The following is a 25872-nucleotide window of genomic DNA, read 5'->3' on the forward strand; positions in this document are numbered from 1 at the left end:
CGTCGGCGGACTCTTTTGGGTCCGCCGGCGCCCGCGTCCTCATGCCTTGCGGTAGGTGTACGCCTCCCCGGCCGCCGCCTCGACCGCGGCCAGATCGGCGCCTGTCGAGGCCGTGACGACCGCGGCCACCGCGCCCTCCACGAACGGGGCGTCCACCAGGTGTGTGCCGGGCGGGAGTTCGTCGCCCTCGGCGAGCAGGGCCTTCACGGTGAGGACCGCGCTGCCGAGGTCGGTGAGGATCGCGACCCCGGCACCCCGGTCCACGGACGCGGCAGCGGCGGCGATCAGCTCTGAGCTGGTGCCGAGGCCGCCGCCCTCGGTGCCGCCCGCCGCGGCCACCGGCACCTCGGTGCCGCCGCCCGCGAGGCCCTTCGCCAGTTCGGCCACCGACGCGGCGACCTCCGCGCTGTGCGACACCAGCACGATCCCGACCAGCTCGCCGTCACTCACCGTCCGCCTCCGCCAGGGCCGCGATCAGCAGGGACGCCGAGGTGGCCCCGGGATCCTGGTGCCCGATGCTGCGCTCGCCGAGGTAGCTCGCGCGGCCCTTGTGCGCCTGCAAGGGCGTGGTCGCCAGCGCGCCCTCCTCGGCGGCCGACCGGGCCGCGCCGAAACCGTCCGGGAGCGCGTCCACGGCCGGTACGAGGGCGTCGATCATGGTCTTGTCGCCCGGCGCGGCACCGCCGAGCGCCATGACCGCGTCCACCCCGGCCCGCAGCGCCTGGGCGAACTCCGCCTCGCTCACCTCGCCGGCCTCCCCGAGCGCCTTGCCGGTACGGCGCAGCAGCGTCCCGTACAGGGGCCCCGACGCGCCGCCGACCGTCGAGATCAGCGTCCGTCCGGCAAGCGTCAGGACCGCCCCGGGCGTGTCCGGCGCCTCCTTCTCCAGCGTCGCGGCCACGGCCCGGAACCCGCGCTGCAGATTGCTGCCGTGGTCCGCGTCCCCGATCGGGGAGTCGAGGGAGGTGAGCCGCTCCGCCTCGCGGTCGACGGAAGCGGCGGTCGCCGTCATCCAACGGCGGAAGAAGTCGGCGTCGAGCACGGGATCTCCTTGCGTGGTAGGTGAGTTGCGGTCGCCGGTCCCCGTGTCACACGCCCCAGCGCAGCCCCGGCGTCTTCACCGGCGCGTCCCACAGCCGCAGCGTCTCCTCGTCGATCTGGCACAGGGTGACCGACGCGCCGGCCATGTCCAGCGAGGTGACGTAGTTGCCGACGAGCGTGCGGGCGACCGCGACACCGCGGGCGGCGAGCACGCGCTGGACCTCGGCGTTGAAGCCGTACAGCTCAAGGAGCGGGGTGCCGCCCATGCCGTTGACCAGGACGAGGACCGGGTTGCGCGGGGGCAGGTCCTCCAGGATCGCGTTCAGCGCGAAGTCGGCGATCTCGCCCGAGGTCATCATCGGCCGCCGCTCCCGGCCGGGCTCGCCGTGGATGCCGACGCCCAACTCCAGCTCGCCGGCGGGCAGATCGAAGGTGGGGGTGCCCTTGGCGGGCGTGGTGCCGGCGCTGAGCGCGACGCCGAAGCTGCGGGAGTTCTCGTTGACCTGTCGGGCGATCGACGCCACCCGCTCCAGCGGCTGGCCCTCGTCGGCGGCGGCACCGGCGATCTTCTCGACGAACAGCGTCGCGCCGGTACCGCGCCGGCCCGCCGTGTAGAGACTGTCGGTCACGGCCACGTCGTCGTTGACCAGCACCTTGGCGACCTGGATGCCCTCGTCCTCGGCGAGCTCCGCCGCCATGTCGAAGTTGAGCACGTCACCCGTGTAGTTCTTCACGATGAACAGCACGCCGGCCCCGCTGTCCACGGCCGCCGCCGCGCGCACCATCTGGTCCGGCACCGGGGAGGTGAAGACCTCGCCGGGACAGGCGGCGGAGAGCATGCCGGGACCCACGAATCCGCCGTGCAGCGGCTCGTGCCCCGAGCCGCCGCCGGAGATCAGGGCGACCTTTCCGGCCACGGGGGCGTCCCGCCGTACGATCACGCGGTTCTCCACGTCGACGGTGAGCTCGGGGTGCGCCGCGGCCATGCCTCGCAACGCGTCCGCCACCACGGTTTCCGGGACGTTGATCAACATCTTCATCGGTACCTCCTGGTGTGCACGGCTGTCGGGCGTCCGGCCTGTTCCTCACTGGTCAGAGTAGGCGAGATCGGGTGACGGACCAGGGGGTGGGCAGCGGTCGGAAGTAGGTCAACTGGCCGATGCACGATCATGTCCGGGCGGCAGAGGGTTGATCGGGCACTCGGGGGCGCCCGTGACCGTCGCGCGTCAACAGGAGAGCAGAGAGTCCTCACGATGATCAACCGTCGTAACGTTCTCAAGTCGTCCAGCGCCCTGGCGGCCGGTGGCTTCGTGCCCGTGGCCGCGCGGGCGAAGCCCGGTGCGGGCGGCGGATCCGGTCTCCGGCCGGGTGTGCGGTACGTCGACGTCCCGGGCGGCCGGGTCTGGGTGAACGTGGTCGGCAGTGGCCGGCGCCCCGCGCTGCTGGTGCTGCACGGCGGACCGGGTGCGGGCCACGACTACCTGGAGTCCCTCGGCGACCTCGCCACCGACCGGCCGGTCGTCTTCTACGACCAGCTCGGCTGCGGTCACTCGGACAAGCCCGACAACCCCGCGCTCTGGCGGATCGACCGGTTCGTCGCCGAGCTGGAGGCGGTCCGGAGCGCGCTGGGCCTGCGCCACTTCCACCTGTACGGGCACTCGTGGGGCGGCTGGCTCGCCATCGAGTACCTGCTCCGCCGGCCCCGCGAGGTGGGCGCCGTCGTGCTGGCCAGCACCTCGTCCAGCGCGCCCCAGTTCGTCGCGGGCACCCGGCAGCTGCGCACGCTCCTGCCCGCCGATGTACAGAGCGTCCTGGACGAGTACGAGGCGAGGGGCGACTACACCGCGCCCGAGTACCTCGACGCGGTGAACGTCTTCTACGCCAACTTCTTCTGCCGCCTCGACCCGTACCCCGAGGCCCTGCTGCGCAGCGCCGCGAACGTCGACGGCAACCAGGTGTACGCCACCATGAACGGCCCCAACGAGTTCGTGATGACCGGCAATCTCTCCACCTGGGACCGCACCGCCCAGCTGCGCCGGATCAGGTATCCCGTCCTGCTCACCCGCGGCCGCTACGACGAGTTCGCGGTTGACTCCACGGACACCCTGGAACAGCGTCTCCCCTCCACCGAGCGGGTCGAGTTCCCCAACAGCGCCCACATGGCGATGTGGGAGGACCGGGAGGCGTACATGCGGACGCTCTCGTCGTTCCTGGCGAAGTGGGACAGAGTTCGCTGATCCGCGTGAAGCCCTGAGTGTTGGGCACTCGGTGGATGCCGGTCGCTGAGGCCGCATTTTCCGGAGGAGTTGTTTTCACGTGAATGAGAATGTTTGGGATTACCGGTCGACCGCCGACCGTCTGGCGAGTGTCGACCTCACCGGTTACAAGGTAGAAGCCACCGACGGCGGTATCGGCAAGGTCGACAAGCATTCCGACGAGGTCGGCGACGCCTATCTGGTGGTGGACACCGGTGTGTGGATCTTCGGCAAGGAAGTCCTGCTCCCGGCGAGCACGGTCATCAGGATCGACTCGGACGACGAGAAGGTGTTCGTCGACCGCACCAAGCAACAGATCAAGGATGCCCCGGAGTTCGACCGCGAGAAGCACCTGGGCGACCCGGGCTACCACGATGAACTGGGCACCTACTACGGCACGAACACCCCGCGCGGCGGCCCCGACCTGGGCACCCCGCGCAGCCCCATGGTCTGATCCGTCGCACCTCGGCCCCGGGACTTCCAAGGAGTCCTGGGGCTTTCGCGTGCCCGCTGCCCTGTGCGGGCTCAGGCGCCGCTGCGCGGCAGCCGGACGACCTGGACGAAGAAGTCGTCGATCTGGCGGACGGCGGCGATGAACTGGTCCAGGTCGACCGGCTTGGTGACGTAGGCGTTGGCGTGCAGCTTGTAGCTGCGCAGGATGTCCTCCTCGGCCGCCGAGGTGGTGAGGATGACCACGGGGATGTGGGCCAGCTCCGGGTCCGACTTGATCTTCTCCAGGACCTGACGGCCGTCGTACTTGGGCAGGTTGAGGTCGAGCAGGATGAGGCCGGGGCGGACCGCGTTCGGGTGGTCGCCGCGCCGGTAGAGGAAGTCGAGGGCCTCCTCGCCGTCCCGTACGACGTGCAGGGTGTTGCCTATCTTGTTGTCCTCGAAGGCCTCGCGGGTCATCAACTCGTCGCCGGGGTCGTCCTCCACGAGCAGGACGTCGATGGAGGAGGCGGGCGGAGTGGTCATGTCAGGGCCTTCTTCTCGGTGCTGGGGTCGGAGGCCGTCGCCGGGACGGCGGCGAACGGGAGGGTGAAGCAGAAGCGGGTGCCCTCGGTGCGGCCGGTGTCGAGCCAGATCGTGCCGCCGTGGTACTCCACGATCTTCTTGCACAGGGCGAGTCCGATGCCGGTGCCGCCGTACGCGTCACGGCTGTGCAGCCGCTGGAAGATGACGAAGACCTTCTCGGCGAACTCCGCGGGGATGCCGATGCCGTTGTCGGTGACGTACACGAGCCAGGTGTCCGGCCGGTCGGGGTCCACGGCACAGGTGATCGTCACGTGCGGCGGGCGGTCCGGGTGGCGGAACTTGAGGGCGTTGCCGATGAGGTTCTGCCACAGCATGGCCAGCAGCATGGGGTCGCCGACGATCTCGGGCAGGGCGCCAGGACGGTCGACGCGGGCGCCGGACTCCTCGACGGCCGCCGTCAGGTTCGACAGCGCCTTGTCGAGGGTCTGGCCGAGATCGACGGGCACCTGGGCGTCGTTGACGCGGCCGACCCGGGAGAAGGTGAGCAGGTCGTTGATGAGGACCTGCATGCGTTTGGCGCCGTCGACCGCGAAGTCGATGTACTGCAGGCCCCGTTCGTCGAGCTGATCGCCGTACCGCTTCTCCAGCAGCTGGCAGAACGAGGCGACCTTGCGCAGCGGCTCCTGGAGGTCGTGCGAGGCGACATACGCGAACTGCTCCAACTCGGCGTTGGAGCGCCGCAGTTCGACGGCCTGGGCGTCCAGGTCGGCGGCCTGCCGGGTCAGGATGTCCCGTTGGCTGCGGGAGGCCGCCAGTTCGGCGACGATCTGCTGCCGCATGCCCTCGACGTCCTTGGCCACCGCGGCCAGGTCCGAGGGACCGCCGCCCCTGATGACGTGGTCGAAGTCCCCGTCGGCCACCTGCCGGGACGCCTCGCGCAGCGCCTCCAGCGGGCGGGTGACGAGCAGTCGCACGAGGAACGCGAGCGTGAGCCCGGTCAGTACGAAGAGGACCACCATGCCGGTGAGGATCGCGTTGCGAACATTGCGCTCGTGCGCCAGCTTCTGCCGGCCGTCGCGGACCGCCTCCGTCAGGTCCCGGTCCTGTTTCGTCCACAGGGCGCGCAGGTCGTCGAACTTCTCCTTGCCGCGGTCGGCGGTGCTCTGGTCGATGGTCCGCGGCCGGCCCGGGATGACGGAGGCGGCGAGCGGTTCGGCATAGGTGTCACGCCAGTTGGCGGCGCCCCGCTGGACCGCGTCGAGGTCGGCGAGGAGCGCGGGCCGGTCGGCGATCAGGGAGCGGAGGCGAGCGGCCACCCGGGCCTCGTCCCGCTTGCCCTGGGTGTACGGCTCCAGGAACTGCCGGTCGGCGGCGATCGCGTACCCCCGCACGCCGGTCTCCTGGTTCACCAGGGTCGCCTGGAGCCGGTACGCCTCCGTCTGGGCCGGCTGGACGTGCTCCAGCAGCTGGTCGGTCACCCGCGCCGTCCGGTCCAGCAGGCTCGCGCCCACCGCGGTGCCGATCACGACCACCAGCATCATGAGCGCCAGGACCAGGTAGAACCAGCTCTGCACGGTGAGCCGGCGCCCGATCCAGGCCCGGCTCGCCCCGTCCGTCATGCCTCGGTCCCGCACCGCTCGCCCCACTCGCTCAGTTCCAGCACAGGTGCACCAGGGCCACGTCGTCGGCCAGGCCGCCCTGTGACTCGGCCAGGCCGCCGACCCGCTCGATCAGCCGGTCGGCGAACGGCTCCGGCGCCAGCGCGGCCTCCTCCCGGGCGAGGGCCAGCAGTCCCGCCTCGCCCAGCCGCTCGGCGCCACGGCCGACGTGTCCCTCGAACAGGCCGTCGGTGAACAGCACGACCCCCGCGCCCGCCGGCACGTCCACCTCCGTCATCGGCCACGAAGCTCCTCCGGGTACCACCCCCAGCGCCGGACCGCCGGGCGGCTCCACCCACTCCACACCATGGTCGGTGCGCAGCAACAATCCGTGGTGGCCGGCCCGCACCACCCGGGCCCGCTTCTGGCCCGGTACGGCGGACAGGCTGACGAGCGTCGCGAAGACCTCGTCCCGGGCACGCTCAGCGAGCAGGATCTCCTCCAGCCGGCCGATCTGCTCGGATCCGGTGACACCGCAGAGCACCAGGGTGCGCCAGGCGATCCGCAGGGCGACGCCCAGGGCCGCCTCGTCCGGTCCGTGCCCGGAGACGTCCCCGACCACCGCGTGCACCGTGCCGTCGGCGGTCTGCACTATGTCGTAGAAGTCGCCGCCCAGGAGCGCCTGGGCCCGCCCGGGAAGGTAGCGGGCCACGACGTCGACGTCGTCGCAGTGCAGCAACGGGCGGGGCAGCAGCCCCCGTTCGAGGCGGGCGTTCTCCTGTGCCTGCATCCGGCTGGCCTGCAGCGCCACCGCGGACTGCTCGGCCTGCTTGCGCTGGATCGCGTAGCGCACCGCCCGCCCGAACAGCTCGGGTTCGACGCGCCCCTTGACCAGGTAGTCCTGTGCGCCGCCGGCGACCGCGGCGAGGCCGGTCAACTCCTCGGCGAGCCCGGTGAGCACCACGATGGCGACCTGATCGGCGTACGCCTTGACCCGGGAGACCGCCTCCAGGCCCTGGGCGTCCGACAGATGCAGATCGAGCAGGACGCAGTCGGGCACCCCGGCGGCCAGGACGTCGGCCGCCTCCGCCATCGACCGCACCCACCGCAGCCGCATCTTCAGCGCGCTGTCGGCGACGAGTTCCTCGACCAGCAGGGCGTCACCGGGATCGTCCTCGATCAACAGGACGGACGGCTCCGGCCATTCCCACTCCGCGGCGCCGTCCTCCCGCGCACGCGACGGTGGTTCGGCGTCCCCAGCGGACGTCGACATCATTGTTCCGACCTTCCTGCCCACATGCGCCGCGGATCCGGGTGCGGTCGCCTGACGACGACAGCGGAGAGGATAACCACACCGAGCGGCCGACCCTTTCAGTTCCTTCACCGGATGTACAAGTTCGCCCGGATCCAAACCTGGGCCGGATCTTTCCGCGTGAACGCTCAGCTGAAAAGGGCCGCGATCAGGGCGATGTCGTCGTCCTTGTTGTGTCCGAAACGTGCCAGGAGGAGATCGCACAAATCCTCCAGATCGTCAGGTCCTTCGGCCACCGCCTCGCGGAACTCGGTGAGTGTGGTGTCGAGATGGGCCGTGCGCACCTCGACTAGGCCGTCGGTCACCATGAGCAGCCGGGTGCCGGGCGGGGCGTCCAGGACGGTGGGCGGCGGATGGGTCAGGCCCAGGCCGAGGAGGGGACCGTGCGTGTGGTGGAACCGGGGCCCGTCCCGCGGGTCGATCACCAGGGGCGGGATGTGCCCGGCGTTGGCGATGTGCAGCCGATGGTCGTCAGGCGTGACCAGGACCAGGCAGAGGGTGACGGTGATGCCGGGCTGGGACTGGCCGAGCAGGGTCTCCAGGCGTTGCAGGACGTGGTGGGGAGGGTGGCCCTCGATGGCGTACGCGCGCAGTGCGTGGCGTACCTCGCCCATGACGGTCGCGGCGGTCACCGAGTGCCCGACGACGTCCCCGATGGCCAGCAGCAGCCCGTTGACGGTCTGCACCGCTTCGTAGAAGTCCCCGCCGATCTCCGCGTGTTCGGAGGCGGGGACGTAACGGAAGGCCAGGTCGATGCCGGGGGCCGTGGGCAACTCCTTGGGCAGGAAGGAGCGTTGCAGGGCAAGACCCAGCGCGTGCTCCTCGTTGTACGTCCGCAGCGCCTCCAGGGCCAGGGCGCTCGCGTTCGCCACCTGCTGGAAGAGCTGCTCGTCGTCGGCGCTCCCCAGGGCGGTCGCGGGGACCGCCAGACACACGGGCGGCCGGCCCCGCTTGGTGCGGGCGACCGCGAGGGCGACCTCCCCCTGGAGATGGTCGGCCGGCAGCAGGGCCCGCCACTGCCCGTGCGGGACCCGGACGACCCGGACCCCGGTGTCCTGGTTCAGCCCGAGCGCCGCCAACTGGTCCAGCAGGCCCGGCTGCGCGGGATGGATGCGTACGGGTGTGAGCGGGTCGTCGATCATGCTGTGCACGGCCTGCGCCTGCGGCGAGAGGAACACCGCGCTGGCCGGACCGCCCAGGACACCGGCCGCGCCACCGGTCGCCGCCGACGCGAAGGAGTGGAAGCCGACCGCGCTGTAGACGTCCAGCGTCGCCGTGTTGAGCGCGATGAGGCGCTGCGCCAGCCGTTCGGCGCGTTGGCGGGCCCTGGCGTATCGCAGGGTCGCGGTGACGGTGGCGAGCAACTCGCCGGGGTCGATGGGCTGGTCGAGGTAGGCGTCGGCGCCCCGCCGCAGTCCCTCGGCGTGATCGTCAGGACTGACGGCCGCGGCGGAGATCTGGATGACCGGGAGGTGGGCCGTCCGCGGACTGTTCTTGAGACGTTCGCTGACCTCGAAGCCGCTCATGTCGGGCAGCCGGACGTCGATGATCGCCAAGTCCACCGGCGCGCCCTCGGGCAGGTCGAGATGCGCGAGCCCCTGCTCGCCGGTGGCGGCGCCGATCACGGTGTGCCCCGCGCGCCGCAGCCAGCTGGTGAGGACGTAGCGATTCGTCTCGTTGTCGTCGATGACCAGGACGGTGGCCGGTGAAGGATCCTGGACTCTATCGGGCATGGTCCGACCCTTCGGTTTCCGGTTCTTCGACGCGTACGTGGCCGAGGTCCGGCAGGCGCAGCCGCGCCCGGGTGCCGACGCCCACGGTGCTGGTGAGAGTGAGGGAGCCACCGAGCAGTTCGGTGAGCGTGCGGGCGTAGGACAGGCCGAGCCCGGTGCCGGGCCGCCCGCTCTGGTGCGGGCCGCGGACCTGGTAGAACGCCTCGAAGACCCGGTCGAGTTCGTCGGCGGGGATACCGATCCCGGTGTCCGTGACGGTGAACAGGACGGCGTGGGGCGCGGGTTCGGGGTCGACGGCGACGTCCAGGCGCACCTCTCCGCGCTCGGTGAACTTCAGGGCGTTGGACAGGAGGTTGCGCAGAATGCGGACCAGCAGCGTCTCGTCGGTCACCAGGGGCGGCTGCCGGTCGAGGCCGGGGGTGACCAGGGCGACCCGGTCCTGGTCGTGGCCGCTGAGCAGGAGGCCGCCGAGGTGGGCCAGGAGCAGCCGCAGATCCACCGGCCGCGGATGGATGTCGAGATGACCGGCCTCGGCCTTGGCCACGTCCAGCAGGTCGTTCACGAGCGACAGCAGCGTGTGGCCGCAGGACGCGATGAGGTCGACCTGTTCCCGCTGATCCTCGGTGAGGGGCGGTGAACTGGGCGCCCGCAGCAGGGTGGAGAGCGCGACCACGGAGTTGACCGGGGTACGGAGTTCGTGGCTGATGTTGGTCCAGAAGCGGGTCTTGGCCTCGCTCGCCTCCAGCAACTGCTGCCGCTTGTCCTCCAGTTCCGAGTGCAGGGCCAGCACACCGCTGTTGGTGGTCTCCAGCTCCTGGGTCAACTCCGAGTACAGCGCGAGCACTCCGCGGTTGGTCTCCTCCAACTCCTCGTTCATCCGGCGGAGTTCCTCGCCCTGGGCGCGGGTCTCCTCCAGCGTGGCGACCAGGTCGCGGGTCTGGGCGCGCAGATCGTCCGCCTCGGTGGACCGCCCGCCGCCCGCGAGCACCTTCGCCAGACGCGTGTGCAGCTCCGCCGCGGAGGGCCCGTCCATGGGCAGCGGCTGGGTGATGACGACACGGCTGAGGGACGGGCCTGCCTCGTGGTCGACGCGTACGAGCTTCGCCACCAGGTCGAGCGTGTCCCGCGTCGGCGGCGGCCCACCGCTCCAGACGAAGGTGATGACCAGGGCCATCGGCTGCGCCGCCCGGTCCAGGCCGAAGGTGACCTCGATCCCGCGGCACCCGAGGCGGTCGCGGCCCAGTTCGCTCAGCGCGGTGGCCAGCCGCACCTGGTCCTGGCGCTCCAACGCCACCGCCGCCGCGGCCTGTTGAGCGCTGCGCCGGAGTCCGAACACGTCCTGGGACGTCGACAGGCCGAAGGACGCCACCCGCTCGACCGACGCCGACGCCGACGCCGACGGGTGGCCGTGGCGGGGCGCGCCGCCACGCGGGCCCGGCTCAATCGCCTCGGTCGGCACGCCCACTCCTGTCCTCACCCGTCCCACTCATCGCTTCGCTCACCAGGCGCCGTTGACCACGACCACGGAGGCGTCGTCCCGGCGCACACCGGCCTCGCGCAGCAGCTGTCCCGCCGTGACGAGCGGCGAGTGCCCCAGCAGACCCGGCAGCACCGCCGGGTCCCAGCGTTCGGTCAGCCCGTCGGAGTGCATGACCAGGGCGCCGTGGTCGGGGAGCGGTTCCTCGAACGTCCGCAACCGGCGCATGTGCATGCCGACGATGCCAGGGGCCGACAGCAGAGCACGCCGCACACCGTCGGCGACGAGGAACCCGCTGACGTTGCCGACACCGCAGTACAGCAGCCGCCCCGCGGCCGGCTCGATCCGGGCCACGGCGACCGCCCCGCCGCGCAGCCCCCGCAACGCGCGGTGCACGGCGTCCAGGACACCGGCCGGACTGAGGTCGTGGGCGGCGTGGAACGCTTTCACCGCCGCCTGGCTCGCGCGGGCCGCCAGCGGGCCGTGGCCCAGTCCGTCGCAGAGCATGACCAGGAGCGGGGAAGGGCCCGCGTCGCCGTCACCGACGACTCTGCGGACGGCCCACGCGTCCCCGCACACGCTCTCCCCGCTGATGGGCCTGGTGACCCCGTCGGTGGCGGACTCGCCCGAGGCGACGGAGGCCCGGCCGTCCCCGGTGCGCGGCCAGAACCGGGCGGTCATGACCGTGCCGCGGCCGGGCACGGAGTGCAGGTCGAAGTGGTCCGCGAGACGGGAGACCGCGCCCAGGCCGATGCCCAACGTGCCCGCGCTGGACGCCCCGTCGGCGAGCGCGGCGGCCACGTCCGTCATCCCGGGCCCGGAGTCGACGGTGAGGAACTCCACCCCGGCCGCGTCCCCGGAACGCACCGAGCGCAGCAGCAGGGCCCCGTCCACGGCATGCCGATGGACGTTCGTGGCGGCCTCGGTGACGGCGAGGGCGACCTCGGCCACCCGGTGGCCGCTGAAGCCGACGCGCCGGGCCAGCGTGGCGGCCGCGCCGCGGGCGGCCACCGACAGGGACGGTCCGTCCCGGAACCACGCCAGGTCCTCGCGCTCGAGGAGGGTCGTGGTGTTCACCTCGCCCACTTGATGATGGTCACGGCCGTGCCCTCGCCGGGCGCGGTCACCAGCCGGAAGTCGTCGACGAGCCGGCGGGCACCGCTCAGACCGAGGCCCAGGCCACCGCCCGAGGTCCAGCCGTCCGTCATCGCCTGCTCGACGTCGGCGATACCCGGCCCGGAGTCCTCGAAGACGGCGGCCACACCCTGTCTGCCCTCCCTGCTCACCATGCCGGCGCTGACCGTGCCGCCACCGCCGTAGGTCAGGGTGTTGCGGGCCAGCTCGCTGGCCGCGGTGATCATCTTCGTCTGGTCGACCAGGGACAGACCGCACCGCTGGGCCAGCGCCCGGATGGCCTGGCGGACATGGACGAGATCACCGCTGCGTGCGACCGGATGGACCAGCGGCTCCTCGCCTGCCGTCCAGGGCGCGGTCACTGCAAGGCCGAACTGGGGGACTGACGCAGCTTGGCCAGCCCCTTCTCCAGGTCGAGGGCGGTGCTGACACCGCCGAGCGAGAGTCCCAGCTCGACCAGAGTGATCGCCACCGCGGGCCGCATGCCCACGACCACGGTCCTGGCGTCCAGCACACGCGAGATGGCGGCCACCGTCGCGAGCATGCGCCCCACGAAGGAGTCGACGATCTCCAGTGCGCTGATGTCGATGATGACGCCGCGGGCCGACTTGGCCACGATCTGCTCGGCCAGATCCTCCTGGAGGTTCAGGACGGTCTGGTCCTCCAGGTCGAACTGCACGGACACCAGCAGCGTGTCGCCGATCCGCAGGATCGGAATGCGCTCGCTCATCGCTGCGCGCCCGTGTGCGCGACCATGTCCACGCCCGACCGGCGCAGGGCGAGCTTCAGGGCGTCCGCCAGACTGGCCTTCGTCACGATGCCGTCGAACTCGATGCCCAGCGCGACGATGGTCTGCGCGATCTGCGGGCTGATGCCGGACACGGTGCACTCGGCGCCCATCAGCTTGGCGGCGACGATGGTCTTCAGCAGGTGCTGGGCGACCTGGGTGTCCACCGCGGGAACGCCCGTGATGTCGATGATCGCCTGCTCGGAGCCGGTGTCCACCAGGGCCTGCAGCAGCTTCTCCATCACCACCTGGGTCCGCGCCGAGTCCAGTGTGCCGACCAGTGGTACGGCGATGACCCCGTCCCACAACCGCACGACCGGCGTGGACAGTTCGAGGAGCTGCTCCGCCTGCGCGGTGATCAGCTCGTCCCGCGTCTGCGTGTAGGTCTCGATCGTGAACAGCCCCAGCCCGTCCAGAATTCTGGCGAGCCGCAGATAGGCGCGGATCTCCTCGGCGGAGCCGTTCTCCAGCACGGGTTCGAGCACCCGCTTCAGGGCGAAGACACTGACGGCTGTCTCGCTCGGCGAGAATCCCTGCCGGGCCCGGTTCCTCGACAACTCGTTGAGCAGGGCGCGGACCTCGGACATCGGCTCGGAATGGACATCCGCCGCGCCCTGTCGCAACGCCTCCACCAGGGCCTCGTACAGCTCTCGCAGCTCGCGGTCGAGCTCCGCCGTACTCACGCGACCGCCCAGCGACCCCGAGACCTCTGAGACCCATGACGCGGCCAGGTCCCGCCCGTCGACCGACAGGAGCCCCACCAGGTCCACAGCGCTGTCTCGCTTCACCATTCGGGCGCTCCTCGATATTCGAATGTTTGTGTCAGAACTGACGCGTGCAGACTACGGCACCCGTGCGGAGATCAGTCCTCCAGTGCCTGGCGCACCGTCGGGCGGCAGGGAATGAGGGTGTCGATGCCGACGAGTTGCATCACGCGCAGCACGGGCGGTTGCGTTCCGGCCACCCGCAGCCAGCCCTGAGCCTCCATGGCCGCGCGGTGGGCGGCGATCAGCAGGTTGATGCCGCTGGAGTCCATGAAGGTCAGACCGGAGAGATCGGCGATCGTCCGCGCCGACGCGTCACCGGGCGGCGGCTTCAGCGCCTCTCCCACGCAGTCGTGCGTGGCCTGGTCCAGTTCGCCGCGCAGGGCGACGACGCGGACGCCGTCGACCGTGGACTGACTGACCGTCAAATGACCCGGGTGGGTGGGGTGTTCGTCTGTCACGATGTCCGGCCCGCCGGCAGGAAGGGATTCATGGTGGGACCTCCGGCCCGCCGGGTCCCCAGAAAGAGCCGGACTAGGCCTCCTTGCTCCAAGTTCGTGTGTCGCGGGGCGGAAGGTAGGGCTCCTCGTCCTTCGGCAGTCCGCCGGCGACGGCTCGCTGGCGGGCCAACTCGGCGTCGAATTCCAGGCCGAGCAGGATCGCGATGTTGCTGATCCACAGCCACACCAGGAAGACGATCACGCCGGCGAGGGCGCCGTAGGTCTTGTTGTACGAGGCGAAGTGGGCCACGTAGAAGGCGAAGCCCGCCGAGGCGATCAGCCAGACCAGCAGGGCCAGCACACTGCCCGGGGTGACCCAACGGAAGCCGCGGCCCTTCACGTTGGGCGCCGCCCAGTAGAGGATCGCGATGACGATCGTGACCAGGACGACCAGCGCCGGCCACTTCGCGATCGACCACACCTGCAGCGCGGTGTCCCCGATGCCCAGCAACGAGCCGGCCTGCCGGGCCAGGCCGCCGGTGAACACCACGATGAGCGCGCTGATCGTGCTCAGCACCAGCAGCACCACCGTGACGCCCACCCGGATCGGCAGCACCTTCCAGATGGGGCGTCCCTCGGGCATGTCGTACACCACGTTGGCGCTGCGGATGAACGCGGCGATGTAGCCGGAGGCCGACCACACCGCGAGCACGATCCCGACCACGGCCATGATCGAGCCGATGCCGCCGGGTGCCTGCAGCTCCCGCACCGCGTCGCCGATGATGTCCCGGGCCGAGCCCGGCGCCAGCTTCGCGAGATTGTCCATGACCTTCTGGGTCGCCGACTTCCCGGCGATGCCGAGCAGCGAGACCAGGACCAGCAGCGCCGGGAAGAGCGCCAGCACCCCGTAGTACGTCAGCGCCGCGGCCCGGTCGGCGAGCTCGTCGGCCTGGAACTCCTTGACCGTGCCCCTCAGCACCGCCCACCAGGACCGTTTCGGCAGCTTCGTGGGCCGATCAGGCGCGCGGTCCTGCACATCTTCGTCCGGTCCCGGTGTCGGTGGCATACCACTGGGGTATCCCCGCCCGGCCCGACCATGCGTCGCCGGGAGCGAGGTACGTGCCAGGACCTCCCACCCGGGCCCGTCCGGTGAGACCGTTTAGGTGTATCCGTCCTCATTGCGCCCGTGAGGGGTGAGAGCGATGCGGAAAGCCGGACGCGGCACGGTCCTGGCCTGGCGCTGGCGGAGGAATCCGCTGCGCCGGCGCAGCGATGTGGTGGAGGCGTGGATCCTGCTCGCCGCCTGCGTGCTCGCGACGGTCAGCGCGGTGCTGGCGGGAGTCGTCGGGACGCAGGCCGCGGAGCGGGCCCTGGCCCGGGACCGGGCGGCCCGCACACCGGTCGCCGCCGTACTGGTCAGGATCGTCCCCGGCAGCACACGCGATGTGGTCACCGGTATCCGCCACGACCGTGCGGTGGGCTCGGTGCGCTGGACCGACGCCAAAGGCGTGGTCCGTACGGGACTGGCGCCGGTGCGGCCCGGCACCGAGCCCGGCAGCCCGGTCCGGGCCTGGACCGACGGACACGGCCGCCTGGTCCCCGCACCCGTGAACGCCGGCGAGGCCTCCGCCCGCGCGGCCCTGTCCGGCGCCGGCGCCGCACTGCTCGCCGGGTCCGTGGTCCTCGTAGGAGGGCACCTCGTCCGGCTTCGGGTGCAGCGCCGTGCCACCGAGCGGTGGGGCGCGGAGTGGGAGCGGGTCAGTCGGCACTGGGGGCACACCACCGGCTGACCTGCGGCGGCGCCGCTGCGTACTACGGCCCGCCCCGGACCGTCGGCGGGACTCCGCGCGCCTCGCGCGCCCCGTCCGCCACCGCCTGGCCGGTCGTCGCCCTAGTTCTCGCGCCGTTCCTGCTGTGTCGGGTCGACCGGGGTGGAGGAACTGGTCATCTCGTGCGGGGTCCGGCGCCGGCCGTCCTGGGGTACCTCGTCGGACTCGCGGTGTTCCCGCTCCTCGCGGACCGGGCCGCCCTCCGGCATCCGCGGCTGCTCGTCCGGGCGCGGCGGGGGCGACTGGCGGCGGCGGGCCCGGGCACCGGCCCAGAAGGCGCCGAGCAACAGGGCCACGACGACCACTCCGACCGCGACCAGCCCGATGCCGAGGGCGGTGCCCCCCGCGGCGATGTCCATCCATGCGTTGTCCATGGCACGCGAGTACCCGTGACCCCCGGCATGAACCCGATCCGGGTTTGACGCGATCGGTACCGGCAACTCGCGCTGTGTGACTACGACGACATCCCAGAAGGAGCTCATCCGGTTCCTGGAGGACCGCTTCTCGTGCGCGCTGGCATGCACCGAGTGCGCACGGGCGTGCGCCTTGCGCGCGAGCATGGTGGATCCGGACGGGACCGAGGAGCAGGAACTCGTCCGGCGCAAAGGCATCATGTGCGCGGAGGTGTGCGACGCCACCTGCCGGATGCTGTCCGAGCAGAACCGGCTCGACGAGGCAGGCATCCGCGTCCAGGTCGAGTGGTGCCGCAGCGTGTGCCTGGAGAGCGCGCACGTCTTCGACCGGTACCCGGGCGCGCAGGACGCGGCGAAGATGTGCCGGGAGTGCGCGGACGCGTGCACCGACTTCATGGCCCTGCTGGACTGACCTGTTCTTTTCCAGTCCTGATTCATTTCCGCTCCGCTCCTTTCCTTTTCCGCGGCACCGCCATTCCCAATTTCTGGAACACGTTCTACCGTGTGCGCCGTCAGGACCGGTCCCGGGAGCCTGGAGGCGCCGTGCATCTCGACCAAACCCCCGAGCAGCTCCGCCTGCGCACCGAACTGCGCGCCTATTTCGCGGAGTTGGTGCCGGACAACGCCTACGCCCGGTACGGCGACCCGGCCACCCAGAAGCGCTTCTACCGCGAGACCATCCGACGGCTCGGCACGGACGGCTGGCTGGGCGTGGGCTGGCCCAAGGAGTACGGCGGGCGCGGGCTCACGGCGATGGAGCAGTTCATCTTCTTCGACGAGGCCGCGCAGGCCGGTGTACCGCTGCCGCTGATGGCGCTCAACACGGTCGGACCGACCATCATGCAGTTCGGCACCGAGGAACAGAAGGCGTACTTCCTGCCCAAGGTCCTGGCCGGCGAGATCGACTTCGCCATCGGCTACAGCGAGCCCGACGCGGGCACCGACCTCGCGGCCCTGAAGACGCGGGCCGTGCGCGAGGGCGAGGAGTACGTCGTCAACGGCCAGAAGATCTGGACCACCAACGGCGACACCGCCGACTGGGTGTGGCTGGCCACCCGCACCGACCCAGAAGCCCCGCCGCACAAGGGCATCACCATGCTCCTGGTGCCGACCACCGACCCCGGCTACTCCTGCACCCTCATCACCACCCTCGCCTCGCACGACACCACGGCCAGCTACTACGAGAACGTCCGCGTTCCCGTCTCCCGCCGAGTCGGCGCCGAGAACCAGGGCTGGCGGCTGATCACCAACCAGCTCAACCACGAGCGCGTCACCCTCGCCGCCCACGGCACCATGGCCATCCGCGCCCTGCACGACGTGCAGCGCTGGGCGACGGAGACCAAGCTCGCCGACGGCCGCCGCGTCGTCGACCTGCCCTGGGTACGCCGCCTGCTCGCCCGTACGCACACCAGGCTCGACGCGATGAAACTCCTCAACTGGCAGATGGTGAGCGCCGTCCAGCACGGCACGCTCACCCCGCAGGACGCCTCCGCGGTGAAGGTCTACGGCTCCGAGGCCCGCCGGGACGCGTACGCCTGGCTGATGGAAATCGTGGGTGCCGCGGGCGAGTTGAAGGAGGGCTCGGTGGGCGCCGTGCTCCACGGCGAACTGGAGCGCGGCTACCGCTCGGCCGTCATCTTCACCTTCGGCGGCGGCAACAACGAGATCCAGCGCGAGATCATCTCGTGGATCGGGTTGGGGATGCCGCGAGTTCGGCGTTGACCGTCGACACCCTCGTGTACGCGGACTGCTAACGCACCTTCGCCCACGCGGCCACGAGTTCCGGGACGTAGACCGTCGCCTGCACCTCCTGGCAGGCGCGCGCCATGCGCTCCCGCAGCGTGTCGATGCCCACCTCCCGGGCCGTGGCGATGCCACCGCGCTCCATCACCGGCAACAGGCTGCGTGCCGACTCGGCGATCAGCGTCACCGCCGCCGAGTTGGGACCGCCGGCGGGCGCGGCGACCGCCACGCTCGGATCGGGGAGCCCCGACAGCCGCAGTACTGCTGCCAGTTGCTCACCCATCTCGGGGTTGCGGCCCCCTTCTCGGAGCGCCGCGCTGATCCACTCCACCGTCTCCGTCACCAACGGCACCGCGGGGATGGCGCGAGTCCTGGAGATGTTGAAGTCCTGGAACGTCACGACCCCGCCCCGACGAACGAACCGCGTCAGTCCCTTCACGGTCGACACCGGATCGTCGAGGTGAATCAGGATGAGCCGTCCCACAAGAGCGTCGAAGGATCCGGCGACTTCGAGATCGGGAAGCACGCCCTGCTCGAAGGTGACATTCGAGAACGAAGCCGCGGCGGCATTCGCGCGCGCCCGCTCCAGGACCCCCGGGTCCATGTCCACGCCGAGCACCCGACCGGTCGAACCGACTGCGCGCGCGGCGGCGAGTGACACCTCGCCCGTACCGCAGCCGACGTCGAGGACACGCATGCCCTCCCGCAGGCCCGCCGCCCTCAGGAGATATTCGGTGTGCCTGTCGTACAGCGAGGCCTGTACGCCGAGCCGGTCCGACTCTTCAGAAGTGGTTCCCATGACGTAGGAACTCGTGTCCGTATCTGCCATTTCCGATCCTCCACTGCGCGTCGTCAGTCACGGAGTGTAGGAATCGGCGGGGTCGGCGGTCTTCGGCGTGATCATGGAGTACGAGGACGGATTCCTGTGGATTTCACAGTCGCCGACTCTCGCAGTCGCCGTCAGCCCGTGATGCCGACGACCGAGCGGACCAGGCCGCTGAAGGTGCGCGGGTCGGTTCCCGTGAGCTTGTGCCACTGCCCTAGCCGGTAGGCCACCGTGTTGGGGTGGATCATGAGCGCCTCGGCGGCGTGCGACAGCGACAACCCGGCGTCCGCGAAGGCGAGGACGGTCTGCGCCAACTGAGGCTGCTCGCCTGCTGTTCGGCGGACATCGGCGAACAGGGGCTGCAGCCGGTCCCTGCTGTCGACCAGGCTCGCCCGCAGCCAGACGTCCTCGAACGAGGTGGCCTGGCCGCCGCGTTCGGAGACGACGAGGGCGCGCTCGGCGTCGGCGATGCTCATCTCCGCACCGGCCAGCCCGGACCGGTCGAGGCCGACGCCCACGCGTGTGTCGTCGCCGGCCAGTTTGATCACGCGGGTGACCAGGTCGGCCGGGTCGACCCCCTGGGTGACGGCGACCATCAGCTGCCCGCTCAGACCGCAGGAGATCCGGCCGGACATCTGCCGTGCCGCACGTTGCAGCAGGACGAGGTGTCCCTCCGCGGCCCATGGAGCGGCCGGTGTGCACAGGGCCCGGAAGCCGCCGTCCGGGTCGAATCCCAGCTCGCGGGCGATCTCGGCGGTGTGCTCGCGCGGTGCCCCGCCGACTCGGAGCAGTTCGAGGAAGCGCTGCCGCAGACCGGCCTCGCGCCCGTACCGCGCGCCGGCCTCGTCCGCGTAGGCGTCCGCGACGACACCGCTCGCCGACTGGACCCACAGCCACAGGGGCGCGACCAGCTCGATCGCGGTGTCCTCGGCCGCCGTTCCCCGCGCGGTGGCCCGCAGTTCGTCCCACAGCCGACGGGCGCCGATGTGAAAGGTCGCGAGCGCGTCCTGGACGGGCAGGCCGTAGTACGCCCGCCTGAGCGACTCGGCCCGGATCTCCAGGAGTTGCTCGGCCGTCGGCTCCACATCGAGGGCGAGACCCCGCAGGAGGGCCCGGAGCCGGCTGCGCACGGTGTCCCGCTGCTCGGCCAGCGGCATCGCCGCGTAGGAGGGGATCTCGCGCCTGATGTCGTCGGTGACCCCGACGCTGAGTTCCTCCAGCCGCGACAGCAGGGATTCGCACAGCTCGCGAAGGGGATGTCCGGCGGGTCGGACCGCAGAGGATGTCACGCCCGACACTGTCGAATCGACAATGAGCGCATGTCAAGCGCGCTCACCCGGAGTGACAGGCGCGTACTGGCGCACCCCGATGCCCCTGCGACCCCGCACATGCACGCCCGTCACTCGCGCCTGAACACAATCTCCGCGTTGTGTCACGGCTGCGCCCGCACTCCCGCACGGCGCCGTACAAACTCGGACGACACCTCGCCATACTGGACGAGCCAGGGGAGGGCCGGGCGAACCAGTTACGGGGGCGATCGCGGGAGATGGGGGACAGCAGGCTGATCCAGGGCCGGTACCGGCTGCTCGATCTGATCGGGCGCGGCGGCATGGGCGAGGTGTGGCGTGCCCGGGACGAGTCGCTGGGACGGCAGGTCGCCGTGAAGTGCCTCAAGCCGCTCGGCCCGCACCACGACCAGGCGTTCACCAGAGTGCTGCGCGAGCGCTTCCGGCGGGAGGCGCGGGTGGCCGCCGCGCTCCAGCACCGCGGGATCACCGTCGTCCATGACTTCGGGGAGTCCGACGGCATCCTGTACCTGGTCATGGAGTTGCTGGAGGGCCGCAACCTCAGCCAGCTCCTGGAGGACAACAAGAACCATCCCCTCGCGGTCGGTGACGTCGTGGAGATCGCCGACCAGGTCTCCGCCGCCCTCGCCTACACCCATCAACAGGGCATCGTGCACCGCGACTTGAAGCCCGCGAACATCATGCGGCTGACCGACGGCACGGTGAAGATCTGCGACTTCGGCATCGCCCGCCTCGGCCACGACATCGGCTTCACCTCCCGGCTGACCGGCACCGGCATCGCGATGGGCACCCCGCACTACATGTCCCCGGAGCAGATCAGCGGCTCCGAGGTCGACCAGCGCAGCGACCTGTACTCGCTGGGGTGCGTGCTGTACGAGATCACCACCGGGGCACCGCCGTTCGACCTCGACGACGCCTGGGCGATCCTCATCGGCCATCGCGACACCGCGCCCCAGCCGCCGCGCGGCAGGCGGGCCGAACTGCCCGAGTACTTCGAGAAGATCATCCTGGACCTGCTGGCCAAGCGGCCCGAGCAACGCCCGCACGACGCGCGGGAGTTGAGCCGCAGAATCAGCGCGGGCCGGACCACACCGACGTACGTGCCGACCGTGGTGACCCCGCAGCCGGTGTTCCAACCGCCCCAGCAGGGGTCCGCCGGCGTCGTCCGGCTGCCCGAACCCTCGCGGGAGGCCCGGCTGCCGGAGGCGTCCCGCGAGACCCGGCTGCCGTCCTGGACCCGGGGCATGACCACCGGCCACAAGGCCACCGGCGCCGGACTGCGGACCACTCCGCCGGACGCCGGTGCGGGTCTGACCGGCGAGTGGATTCCGCGTCCGGCGGGCGGCCGGCCCGAGGAGCCGGTGCCGGACCGGCCGCGGGCCCCGTCCCAGGAGGCGATCACCGCGCTGGCCGGTCGGCACAACGCCGGGCTCAGCCTGGGGCGGCTCGGCCGCTGGACGGAGGCGGGCGAGGTGCACCGCGCGGTCGCCGCCGAGCGGGCCCACCTCCTGGGCCCCGACCACCCTGACACCCTCGCCAGCCGCTACGAGGTCGCCTTCACCCTCAGCCGGACCGGCCGGGCCGCCGACGCGCTGCAGGAGTACAAGCAGGTGACGGCCGCCCGCACCCGCGCGCTGGGTCCCGACCACCCCGACACGCTCGCCGCTCGGCAGGAAATGGCGTACGTACTGGGCCAGTTGGGCCGGCACTTCGACGCGCACCAGGTGTACACGTCAGTGCTCGTCGCCCGTGAGCACGCGATGGGCCCCGACCACCCCGACACCCTGCGCTGTCGCCACAACCTCGCCTTCAACCTCAGCAGGCTGGGCCGCCTGGAGGACTCGTACCGGATGGCGGTCGAGGTGGCGGCGGCGCGCGCCCGCGTGCTGGGTCCGGAACACCCGGACACCCTGGTCACCCGCTACGAAGTCGCCTACGCGCTCGGCCAGTTGGGCCGCTGGCCGGAAGCGCTCCAGACCTACCACGAGGTCGCCGAGGCCCGTGCCCAGGCCCTCGGCCCCGACCACCCCGACACCCTCGCCGCGCGCTACGAGGTCGGCATCAGCCTGGGCCGGCTCGGCCGCAGCGCGGACGCCCTCGCCCTCTACCGCGACCTGATCGACGACCGCACCCGCGTCCAGGGCCCCACCCACCCCGAGACCCTGCGCGCCCGCCACGGCCTCGGCGTCAACCTCGGGCGCCTGGGCCGCTGGGAGGAGGCCCTCGCCGAGTCGCGCGACGTCTGCGCCATCCGCGACCGCGTCCTGGGCCCCGAGCACCCCGACACCCTGGTCAGCCGCCGCGAAGTCGCCGTCAGTCTCGGCTGGTTGGGCCGCTGGACGGACGCCCTCACCGAGTACCGCCGCGTCGCCACCGCCCGCGAACGCGTCCTGGGCCCCGACCACCCCGACACCCTCGCCAGCCGCAACGACGAGGCCCACTGCCTCGAACAGCTCGGCCGCGGCGCGGAAGCGGTGGAGCTGTACCGGAGGGTGGCGGTACTGCGGCAGCAGCGGGCTACGGGCGGTCGCTGACGGGACCCTCCGGAGGGACGGCGGGCGGTCCGCGTCCGGAGTCGGTTCCGGACGGTTGCCTCGGCTGGTTGGCCCCTGGTCGGTCCGCCTCTGATGGTCGGTCGTGGGCCGCGCGCCTCCGGGAGCGCCGCCCGCGTGACTCGCATCCGCCCGCCCCCGGGACGCCCGGCTCCCGCCGGTTCCGCTCTGGCCGCCTCGGATCATCGCGTGTTACGAAGAACCATGACCGCACTCGAGGGACACCGCACGTACGACGCCGTCATCGTCGGCGGAGGGCACAACGGGCTGGTCGCCGCCGCCTATCTGGCTCGGGCCGGGCGGTCGGTGCTGGTGCTGGAGCGGCTCGACCGCACGGGGGGCGCTGCCGTCTCGACGCGGCCGTTCGCCGGGGTCGACGCGCGGCTGTCGCGGTACTCCTACCTCGTCAGCCTGCTGCCGAAGAAGATCGTGCGGGACCTGGGCCTCGACTTCCGGGTCCGCACCCGCACCGTCTCCTCGTACACCCCCGTCGAGCGCGACGGACGGCCCACCGGACTCCTCGTCGGCGGCGGCGAGCGGCGCACCCGGGAGGCGTTCACCCGGCTCACCGGATCCGCGAGCGAGTACGAGGCCTGGCAGCGGTTCTACGGCATGACCGGCCGCGTCGCCGAGCGGGTCTTCCCGACCCTCACCGAACCCCTGCCCTCGCGGGACGAGCTGCGCCGACGCGTCGATGACGACGAAGCCTGGCGAGTGCTGTTCGAGGAGCCCATCGGCGTCGCCATCGAGGACCGCTTCAGCGACGACCTCGTGCGGGGAGTCGTCCTCACCGACGCCCTCATCGGCACCTTCGCCGACGCCCACGAACCCTCGCTCGCCCAGAACCGTTGCTTCCTCTACCACGTCATCGGCGGCGGCACCGGCGCCTGGGACGTCCCCGTCGGCGGCATGGGCGCCCTGACCGACGCGTTGGCCGCGGCCGCGCGCCACGCCGGGGCCGTCGTCGCCACCGGCCACGAGGCGGTACGCATCGACACGGACGGCCGAACCGCCGAGGTCGCGTACCGCACCCCCGACGGCGAGGGCGCGGTCACCGCGCGGCACGTCCTGGTCAACGCCTCCCCGCAGGCCCTCGCCGAGCTGACCGAGGACACCCCGCCCGCCCCCGCCGAGGGCGCCCAGCTCAAGGTGAACATGCTGCTCAAGCGGCTGCCGATGCTGAAGGACCGGTCCGTCGACCCGCGCGAGGCGTTCGCCGGCACCTTCCACATCGGCGAGGGGTACGCCGATCTCGCCACCGCCCACGCGCAGGCCGCCGCCGGCGAACTGCCCAGTGCCCCGCCCTCCGAGATCTACTGCCACTCGCTCACCGACCCGACGATCCTCGGCCCCGACCTCGTCCAGCAGGGCTACCAGACCCTCACCCTGTTCGGCCTGCACACGCCCGCGCGGCTCTTCGACCGGGACAACGACGCCGTACGCGACGAACTCCTCAAGTCGACCCTCGCCCAGCTCGACACCCACCTCGCCGAACCGCTCGCCGACTGCCTCGCCACCGACGCCGACGGCCGCCCCTGCATCGAGGCGAAGACCCCGCTCGACCTGGAACGCGACCTGCGCCTGCCCGGCGGCAACATCTTCCACCGCGAACTGTCCTGGCCCTACGCCCAGGAGGACACCGGCCGCTGGGGCGTGGAGACCCGGCACCCGAACGTCCTGCTGTGCGGTGCGGGCGCGGTCCGCGGGGGAGGGGTGAGCGGGGTGCCGGGGCACAACGCGGCGATGGCGGTGCTGGAGCGCGGCGGGGAGTGAGAGGGGGAGGGGAAGCGGGGGGCGCGGGGCGGTGACATGCGGGCCTCTAGTCGCCTCGGACACCACTCGCCTCGGACACCACTGGCGAGCCCCACCCCCACGCTCGTAGACGTCCGTTACCCCGCCCGGAATCACGCCCGTAGACCTCCGCCCACCTCCGGAATCACGCCCGCACGCCTCCGTCCACCGCCAGAATCACCCCGGTCACATACGACGCGCGGTCGCTCAGCAACCACGCCGCCGCCTGTGCGATCTCGTCCGGGTCGGCGGCACGTCCCAGTGGGCTGACGCTGGAGATGCGGTCGATCACTCCGGGGGACTCCCGCTCCCACTCGTCGACCATCTCCGTGAGGGTCAGCCCGGGAGCGATCGCGTTGACGCGGATGCCCTCGCGGCCGTACGTGGCGGCGGCCGACGCGGTGAGGCTGTTGACCGCCCGCTTGGCCGCGCCGTACACCGGCAGCTCGGGGTTGGCCGCGAGGCTGCCGACGCTGGAGTTGTTGACGATGGCGCCGCGTCCGGCGGTGGCGCGGATGGCGGCGATCTCGGCCTTCATGGCCAGCCACGGGCCCTTGAGGTTGACGGCGCTGACCCGGTCGAAGTCGGCCTCCGACAGTTCGTCCATCGGGCCGGGCGGCTGGATCGTGGCGCCATTGTTGAAGGCGATGTCGAGTCGGCCGTACAGCTCGACGGTCCGGTCGACGGCGGCCCGGACGCTGTTCCCGTCGGCCAGGTCGCACAGTACGTAGTCCGCAGTGCCGCCGGCTGCCCCGATCTCCTCGGTGACCGCCTTGAGCTGCGCCTCCGTACGGGCCGCGAGGACCACCCGGGCGCCTTCGCGGGCGAAGAGACGTCCGGCGGCGGCGCCGATGCCGCGGCCGCCGCCGGTGATGAACGCGACCTTGTCGGTGAGCAGGCCGGTGGAGGTGTCGAGTGTCGTGCGAGGTGTGTTGTCCATGCCGTCGAGCCTGCGTCCGGCCCCGGGGCCTATCCAGGCACCGGCTGTACCTGGCTCGGCACCTCGGCGCACGCGCACACTGGAGAGGTGAACCGACGAGGACTGGCGGAGTTCCTGCGCAGCAGGCGCGAACGCATCACCCCAGCCGAGGTGGGCCTGCCCAGCGGCCCGCGTCGGCGTACGCCGGGGCTGCGTCGCGAGGAGGTGGCGCACTTGGCGTACATCTCGACCGAGTACTACACACGCCTCGAACAGGCCCGCGGCCCGCATCCGTCCCGCGAGGTGCTGGCCCAGCTCGCCCGCGCCCTGCGCCTGTCGGACGCCGAACGCGATCATCTGCACCACCTCGCCGGGGCACCGCCCGCACCCGCGCCGGGACCCTCGCGCGAGGTCCGCCAGAGCATCCTCGACCTGCTGGACCGGTTGCCCCTCGCCGCCGCCTTCGTCACCTCGGCGACCCTGGAGATCATCGCCTGGAACGACCTCGCGGCGGCCCTGATGGAGGACTTCTCCGCCCTGCCGCGCCGCGACCGCAATCTGGTGCGCAGAGTATTTCTCGGGCCGCATCCGAACGGCCGCCGCCTGTACGGCGTTTCGGACTCCGACGCCTTCGCCCGCAGCTCGGTCCCGCAACTGCGCGCCGCCGCGGCCCGCTACCCCGACGACCCCGAGGTGACCGAGCTCGTCGACGAACTCCTCGCCGGGAGCGCGGAGTTCGCCCGGCTCTGGGCCGACCACGAGGTGGCCGCCGGTGGGCCGACCCTCCGGAAATCCTTCGACCACCCCGTCGTCGGCCCGGTCACCGTCAACTGCGACGCCCTGGACATCACCGACCGCGACCAGCGGGTCGTCATCTACACCGCCACCCCCGGTTCGCCCTCCGACGAGGCACTGCGGCTCCTGTCGGTCATCGGTACCCAGAGCATGGGCGTATCCGGCTGACGCCACGGAAAGC

General features: G+C 71.5%; 26 protein-coding genes. 8 read left to right on the plus strand and 18 right to left on the minus strand.

Going from position 1 to position 25872, the window contains the following annotated elements; genetic code table 11:
- Positions 1-39: 39 nt before the first annotated feature.
- Genes ACWDR3_RS29360 through dhaK form a run of 3 tightly spaced genes read right to left on the minus strand, consistent with a single transcriptional unit; the run spans position 40 to position 2081 of the window.
- Positions 40-450, minus strand: coding sequence for a PTS-dependent dihydroxyacetone kinase phosphotransferase subunit DhaM (locus ACWDR3_RS29360; protein ID WP_450355591.1), 411 nt, complete (start codon positions 448-450; stop codon positions 40-42).
- A complete protein-coding gene (gene dhaL, locus ACWDR3_RS29365) occupies positions 443-1042 on the minus strand; it encodes a dihydroxyacetone kinase subunit DhaL (RefSeq protein ID WP_450355592.1) in 600 nt (199 codons plus the stop codon). The genes ACWDR3_RS29360 and dhaL overlap by 8 nt, the downstream gene beginning before the upstream one ends.
- 46 nt (positions 1043-1088) lie before the next feature.
- Complete coding sequence (dhaK, locus tag ACWDR3_RS29370) at positions 1089-2081, minus strand: dihydroxyacetone kinase subunit DhaK (RefSeq protein ID WP_450355593.1); 993 nt, start codon at positions 2079-2081, stop codon at positions 1089-1091.
- A 213-nt stretch (positions 2082-2294) separates the two neighbouring features.
- On the opposite strand from dhaK, the gene ACWDR3_RS29375 reads away from it, so the two are divergent.
- Both ACWDR3_RS29375 and ACWDR3_RS29380 read left to right on the plus strand, forming a co-directional pair.
- The gene (locus ACWDR3_RS29375) at positions 2295-3278 is read left to right on the plus strand and encodes a proline iminopeptidase-family hydrolase (protein WP_450355594.1); all 984 of its coding nucleotides are present in this window, start codon (positions 2295-2297) and stop codon (positions 3276-3278) included.
- Positions 3279-3357: 79 nt separating this feature from the next.
- On the plus strand, positions 3358-3750 hold the full coding sequence (locus ACWDR3_RS29380; protein WP_450355595.1) for a PRC-barrel domain containing protein: 393 nt from the start codon (positions 3358-3360) through the stop codon (positions 3748-3750).
- A gap of 71 nt (positions 3751-3821) precedes the next feature.
- Here ACWDR3_RS29380 and ACWDR3_RS29385 read toward each other — a convergent pair whose 3' ends face one another.
- The 11 genes from ACWDR3_RS29385 to ACWDR3_RS29435 form a co-directional block, all read right to left on the minus strand.
- Positions 3822-4271 (minus strand): response regulator, encoded by a 450-nt coding sequence (locus ACWDR3_RS29385; RefSeq protein WP_450355596.1) that lies wholly within the window; start codon positions 4269-4271, stop codon positions 3822-3824.
- Positions 4268-5890 (minus strand): sensor histidine kinase, encoded by a 1623-nt coding sequence (locus ACWDR3_RS29390; RefSeq protein WP_450355597.1) that lies wholly within the window; start codon positions 5888-5890, stop codon positions 4268-4270. Before ACWDR3_RS29390 ends, ACWDR3_RS29385 begins: the two co-directional genes overlap by 4 nt.
- A 31-nt stretch (positions 5891-5921) precedes the next feature.
- Complete coding sequence (locus ACWDR3_RS29395) at positions 5922-7142, minus strand: PP2C family protein-serine/threonine phosphatase (RefSeq protein ID WP_450355598.1); 1221 nt, start codon at positions 7140-7142, stop codon at positions 5922-5924.
- 167 nt (positions 7143-7309) lie between these two features.
- Positions 7310-8914 (minus strand): SpoIIE family protein phosphatase, encoded by a 1605-nt coding sequence (locus ACWDR3_RS29400; protein WP_450355599.1) that lies wholly within the window; start codon positions 8912-8914, stop codon positions 7310-7312.
- Positions 8904-10283: a sensor histidine kinase gene (locus ACWDR3_RS29405; RefSeq protein WP_450355628.1), complete on the minus strand. Its 1380-nt coding sequence runs from the start codon at positions 10281-10283 to the stop codon at positions 8904-8906. Before ACWDR3_RS29405 ends, ACWDR3_RS29400 begins: the two co-directional genes overlap by 11 nt.
- A gap of 129 nt (positions 10284-10412) precedes the next feature.
- Positions 10413-11477 carry an ATP-binding protein gene (locus ACWDR3_RS29410; protein WP_450355600.1) on the minus strand — a complete coding sequence of 355 codons (1065 nt, stop codon included), beginning with the start codon at positions 11475-11477 and terminating at the stop codon, positions 10413-10415.
- Positions 11465-11854 carry an ATP-binding protein gene (locus ACWDR3_RS29415; RefSeq protein ID WP_450355629.1) on the minus strand — a complete coding sequence of 130 codons (390 nt, stop codon included), beginning with the start codon at positions 11852-11854 and terminating at the stop codon, positions 11465-11467. The genes ACWDR3_RS29410 and ACWDR3_RS29415 overlap by 13 nt, the downstream gene beginning before the upstream one ends.
- Before the next feature lie 29 nt (positions 11855-11883).
- Positions 11884-12255: an STAS domain-containing protein gene (locus tag ACWDR3_RS29420; protein ID WP_124001251.1), complete on the minus strand. Its 372-nt coding sequence runs from the start codon at positions 12253-12255 to the stop codon at positions 11884-11886.
- On the minus strand, positions 12252-13103 hold the full coding sequence (locus ACWDR3_RS29425; RefSeq protein WP_450355601.1) for an STAS domain-containing protein: 852 nt from the start codon (positions 13101-13103) through the stop codon (positions 12252-12254). Before ACWDR3_RS29425 ends, ACWDR3_RS29420 begins: the two co-directional genes overlap by 4 nt.
- 71 nt (positions 13104-13174) lie before the next feature.
- Entirely contained in the window at positions 13175-13537 is a 363-nt protein-coding gene (locus ACWDR3_RS29430) for an STAS domain-containing protein (RefSeq protein ID WP_450355602.1), read from the minus strand.
- A 73-nt stretch (positions 13538-13610) separates the two neighbouring features.
- Positions 13611-14582 carry a YihY/virulence factor BrkB family protein gene (locus tag ACWDR3_RS29435; protein ID WP_450355603.1) on the minus strand — a complete coding sequence of 324 codons (972 nt, stop codon included), beginning with the start codon at positions 14580-14582 and terminating at the stop codon, positions 13611-13613.
- A 136-nt stretch (positions 14583-14718) separates the two neighbouring features.
- On the opposite strand from ACWDR3_RS29435, the gene ACWDR3_RS29440 reads away from it, so the two are divergent.
- Entirely contained in the window at positions 14719-15306 is a 588-nt protein-coding gene (locus tag ACWDR3_RS29440; protein WP_450355604.1) for an Rv1733c family protein, read from the plus strand.
- Positions 15307-15407: 101 nt separating this feature from the next.
- Here the strand turns inward: ACWDR3_RS29440 and ACWDR3_RS29445 are convergent, their stop codons facing one another.
- Positions 15408-15719 (minus strand): DUF6479 family protein, encoded by a 312-nt coding sequence (locus tag ACWDR3_RS29445; protein ID WP_450355605.1) that lies wholly within the window; start codon positions 15717-15719, stop codon positions 15408-15410.
- Positions 15720-15795: 76 nt separating this feature from the next.
- Here ACWDR3_RS29445 and ACWDR3_RS29450 point away from each other — a divergent pair, with 76 nt between their 5' ends.
- Together ACWDR3_RS29450 and ACWDR3_RS29455 are read left to right on the plus strand one after the other, a co-directional pair.
- Positions 15796-16170 (plus strand): ferredoxin, encoded by a 375-nt coding sequence (locus ACWDR3_RS29450; protein ID WP_450355606.1) that lies wholly within the window; start codon positions 15796-15798, stop codon positions 16168-16170.
- A gap of 131 nt (positions 16171-16301) precedes the next feature.
- Positions 16302-17480 (plus strand): acyl-CoA dehydrogenase family protein, encoded by a 1179-nt coding sequence (locus tag ACWDR3_RS29455; RefSeq protein WP_450355607.1) that lies wholly within the window; start codon positions 16302-16304, stop codon positions 17478-17480.
- Positions 17481-17508: 28 nt separating this feature from the next.
- On the opposite strand, the gene ACWDR3_RS29460 is transcribed toward ACWDR3_RS29455, so the two are convergent.
- Positions 17509-18330: a class I SAM-dependent methyltransferase gene (locus ACWDR3_RS29460; RefSeq protein ID WP_450355608.1), complete on the minus strand. Its 822-nt coding sequence runs from the start codon at positions 18328-18330 to the stop codon at positions 17509-17511.
- A gap of 131 nt (positions 18331-18461) precedes the next feature.
- On the minus strand, positions 18462-19616 hold the full coding sequence (locus tag ACWDR3_RS29465; RefSeq protein WP_450355609.1) for a PucR family transcriptional regulator: 1155 nt from the start codon (positions 19614-19616) through the stop codon (positions 18462-18464).
- A 257-nt stretch (positions 19617-19873) separates the two neighbouring features.
- On the opposite strand from ACWDR3_RS29465, the gene ACWDR3_RS29470 reads away from it, so the two are divergent.
- Positions 19874-22168: a tetratricopeptide repeat protein gene (locus ACWDR3_RS29470; RefSeq protein WP_450355610.1), complete on the plus strand. Its 2295-nt coding sequence runs from the start codon at positions 19874-19876 to the stop codon at positions 22166-22168.
- 222 nt (positions 22169-22390) lie between these two features.
- A complete protein-coding gene (locus ACWDR3_RS29475; RefSeq protein WP_450355611.1) occupies positions 22391-23959 on the plus strand; it encodes a phytoene desaturase family protein in 1569 nt (522 codons plus the stop codon).
- Positions 23960-24122: 163 nt separating this feature from the next.
- On the opposite strand, the gene ACWDR3_RS29480 is transcribed toward ACWDR3_RS29475, so the two are convergent.
- On the minus strand, positions 24123-24917 hold the full coding sequence (locus ACWDR3_RS29480) for an SDR family NAD(P)-dependent oxidoreductase (protein ID WP_450355612.1): 795 nt from the start codon (positions 24915-24917) through the stop codon (positions 24123-24125).
- An 87-nt stretch (positions 24918-25004) separates the two neighbouring features.
- Between ACWDR3_RS29480 and ACWDR3_RS29485 the strand changes: the two genes are divergently transcribed.
- Complete coding sequence (locus ACWDR3_RS29485) at positions 25005-25859, plus strand: helix-turn-helix transcriptional regulator (RefSeq protein ID WP_450355613.1); 855 nt, start codon at positions 25005-25007, stop codon at positions 25857-25859.
- Positions 25860-25872: the final 13 nt, after the last annotated feature.

The organism is Streptomyces sp. NPDC001002, from assembly GCF_053599215.1.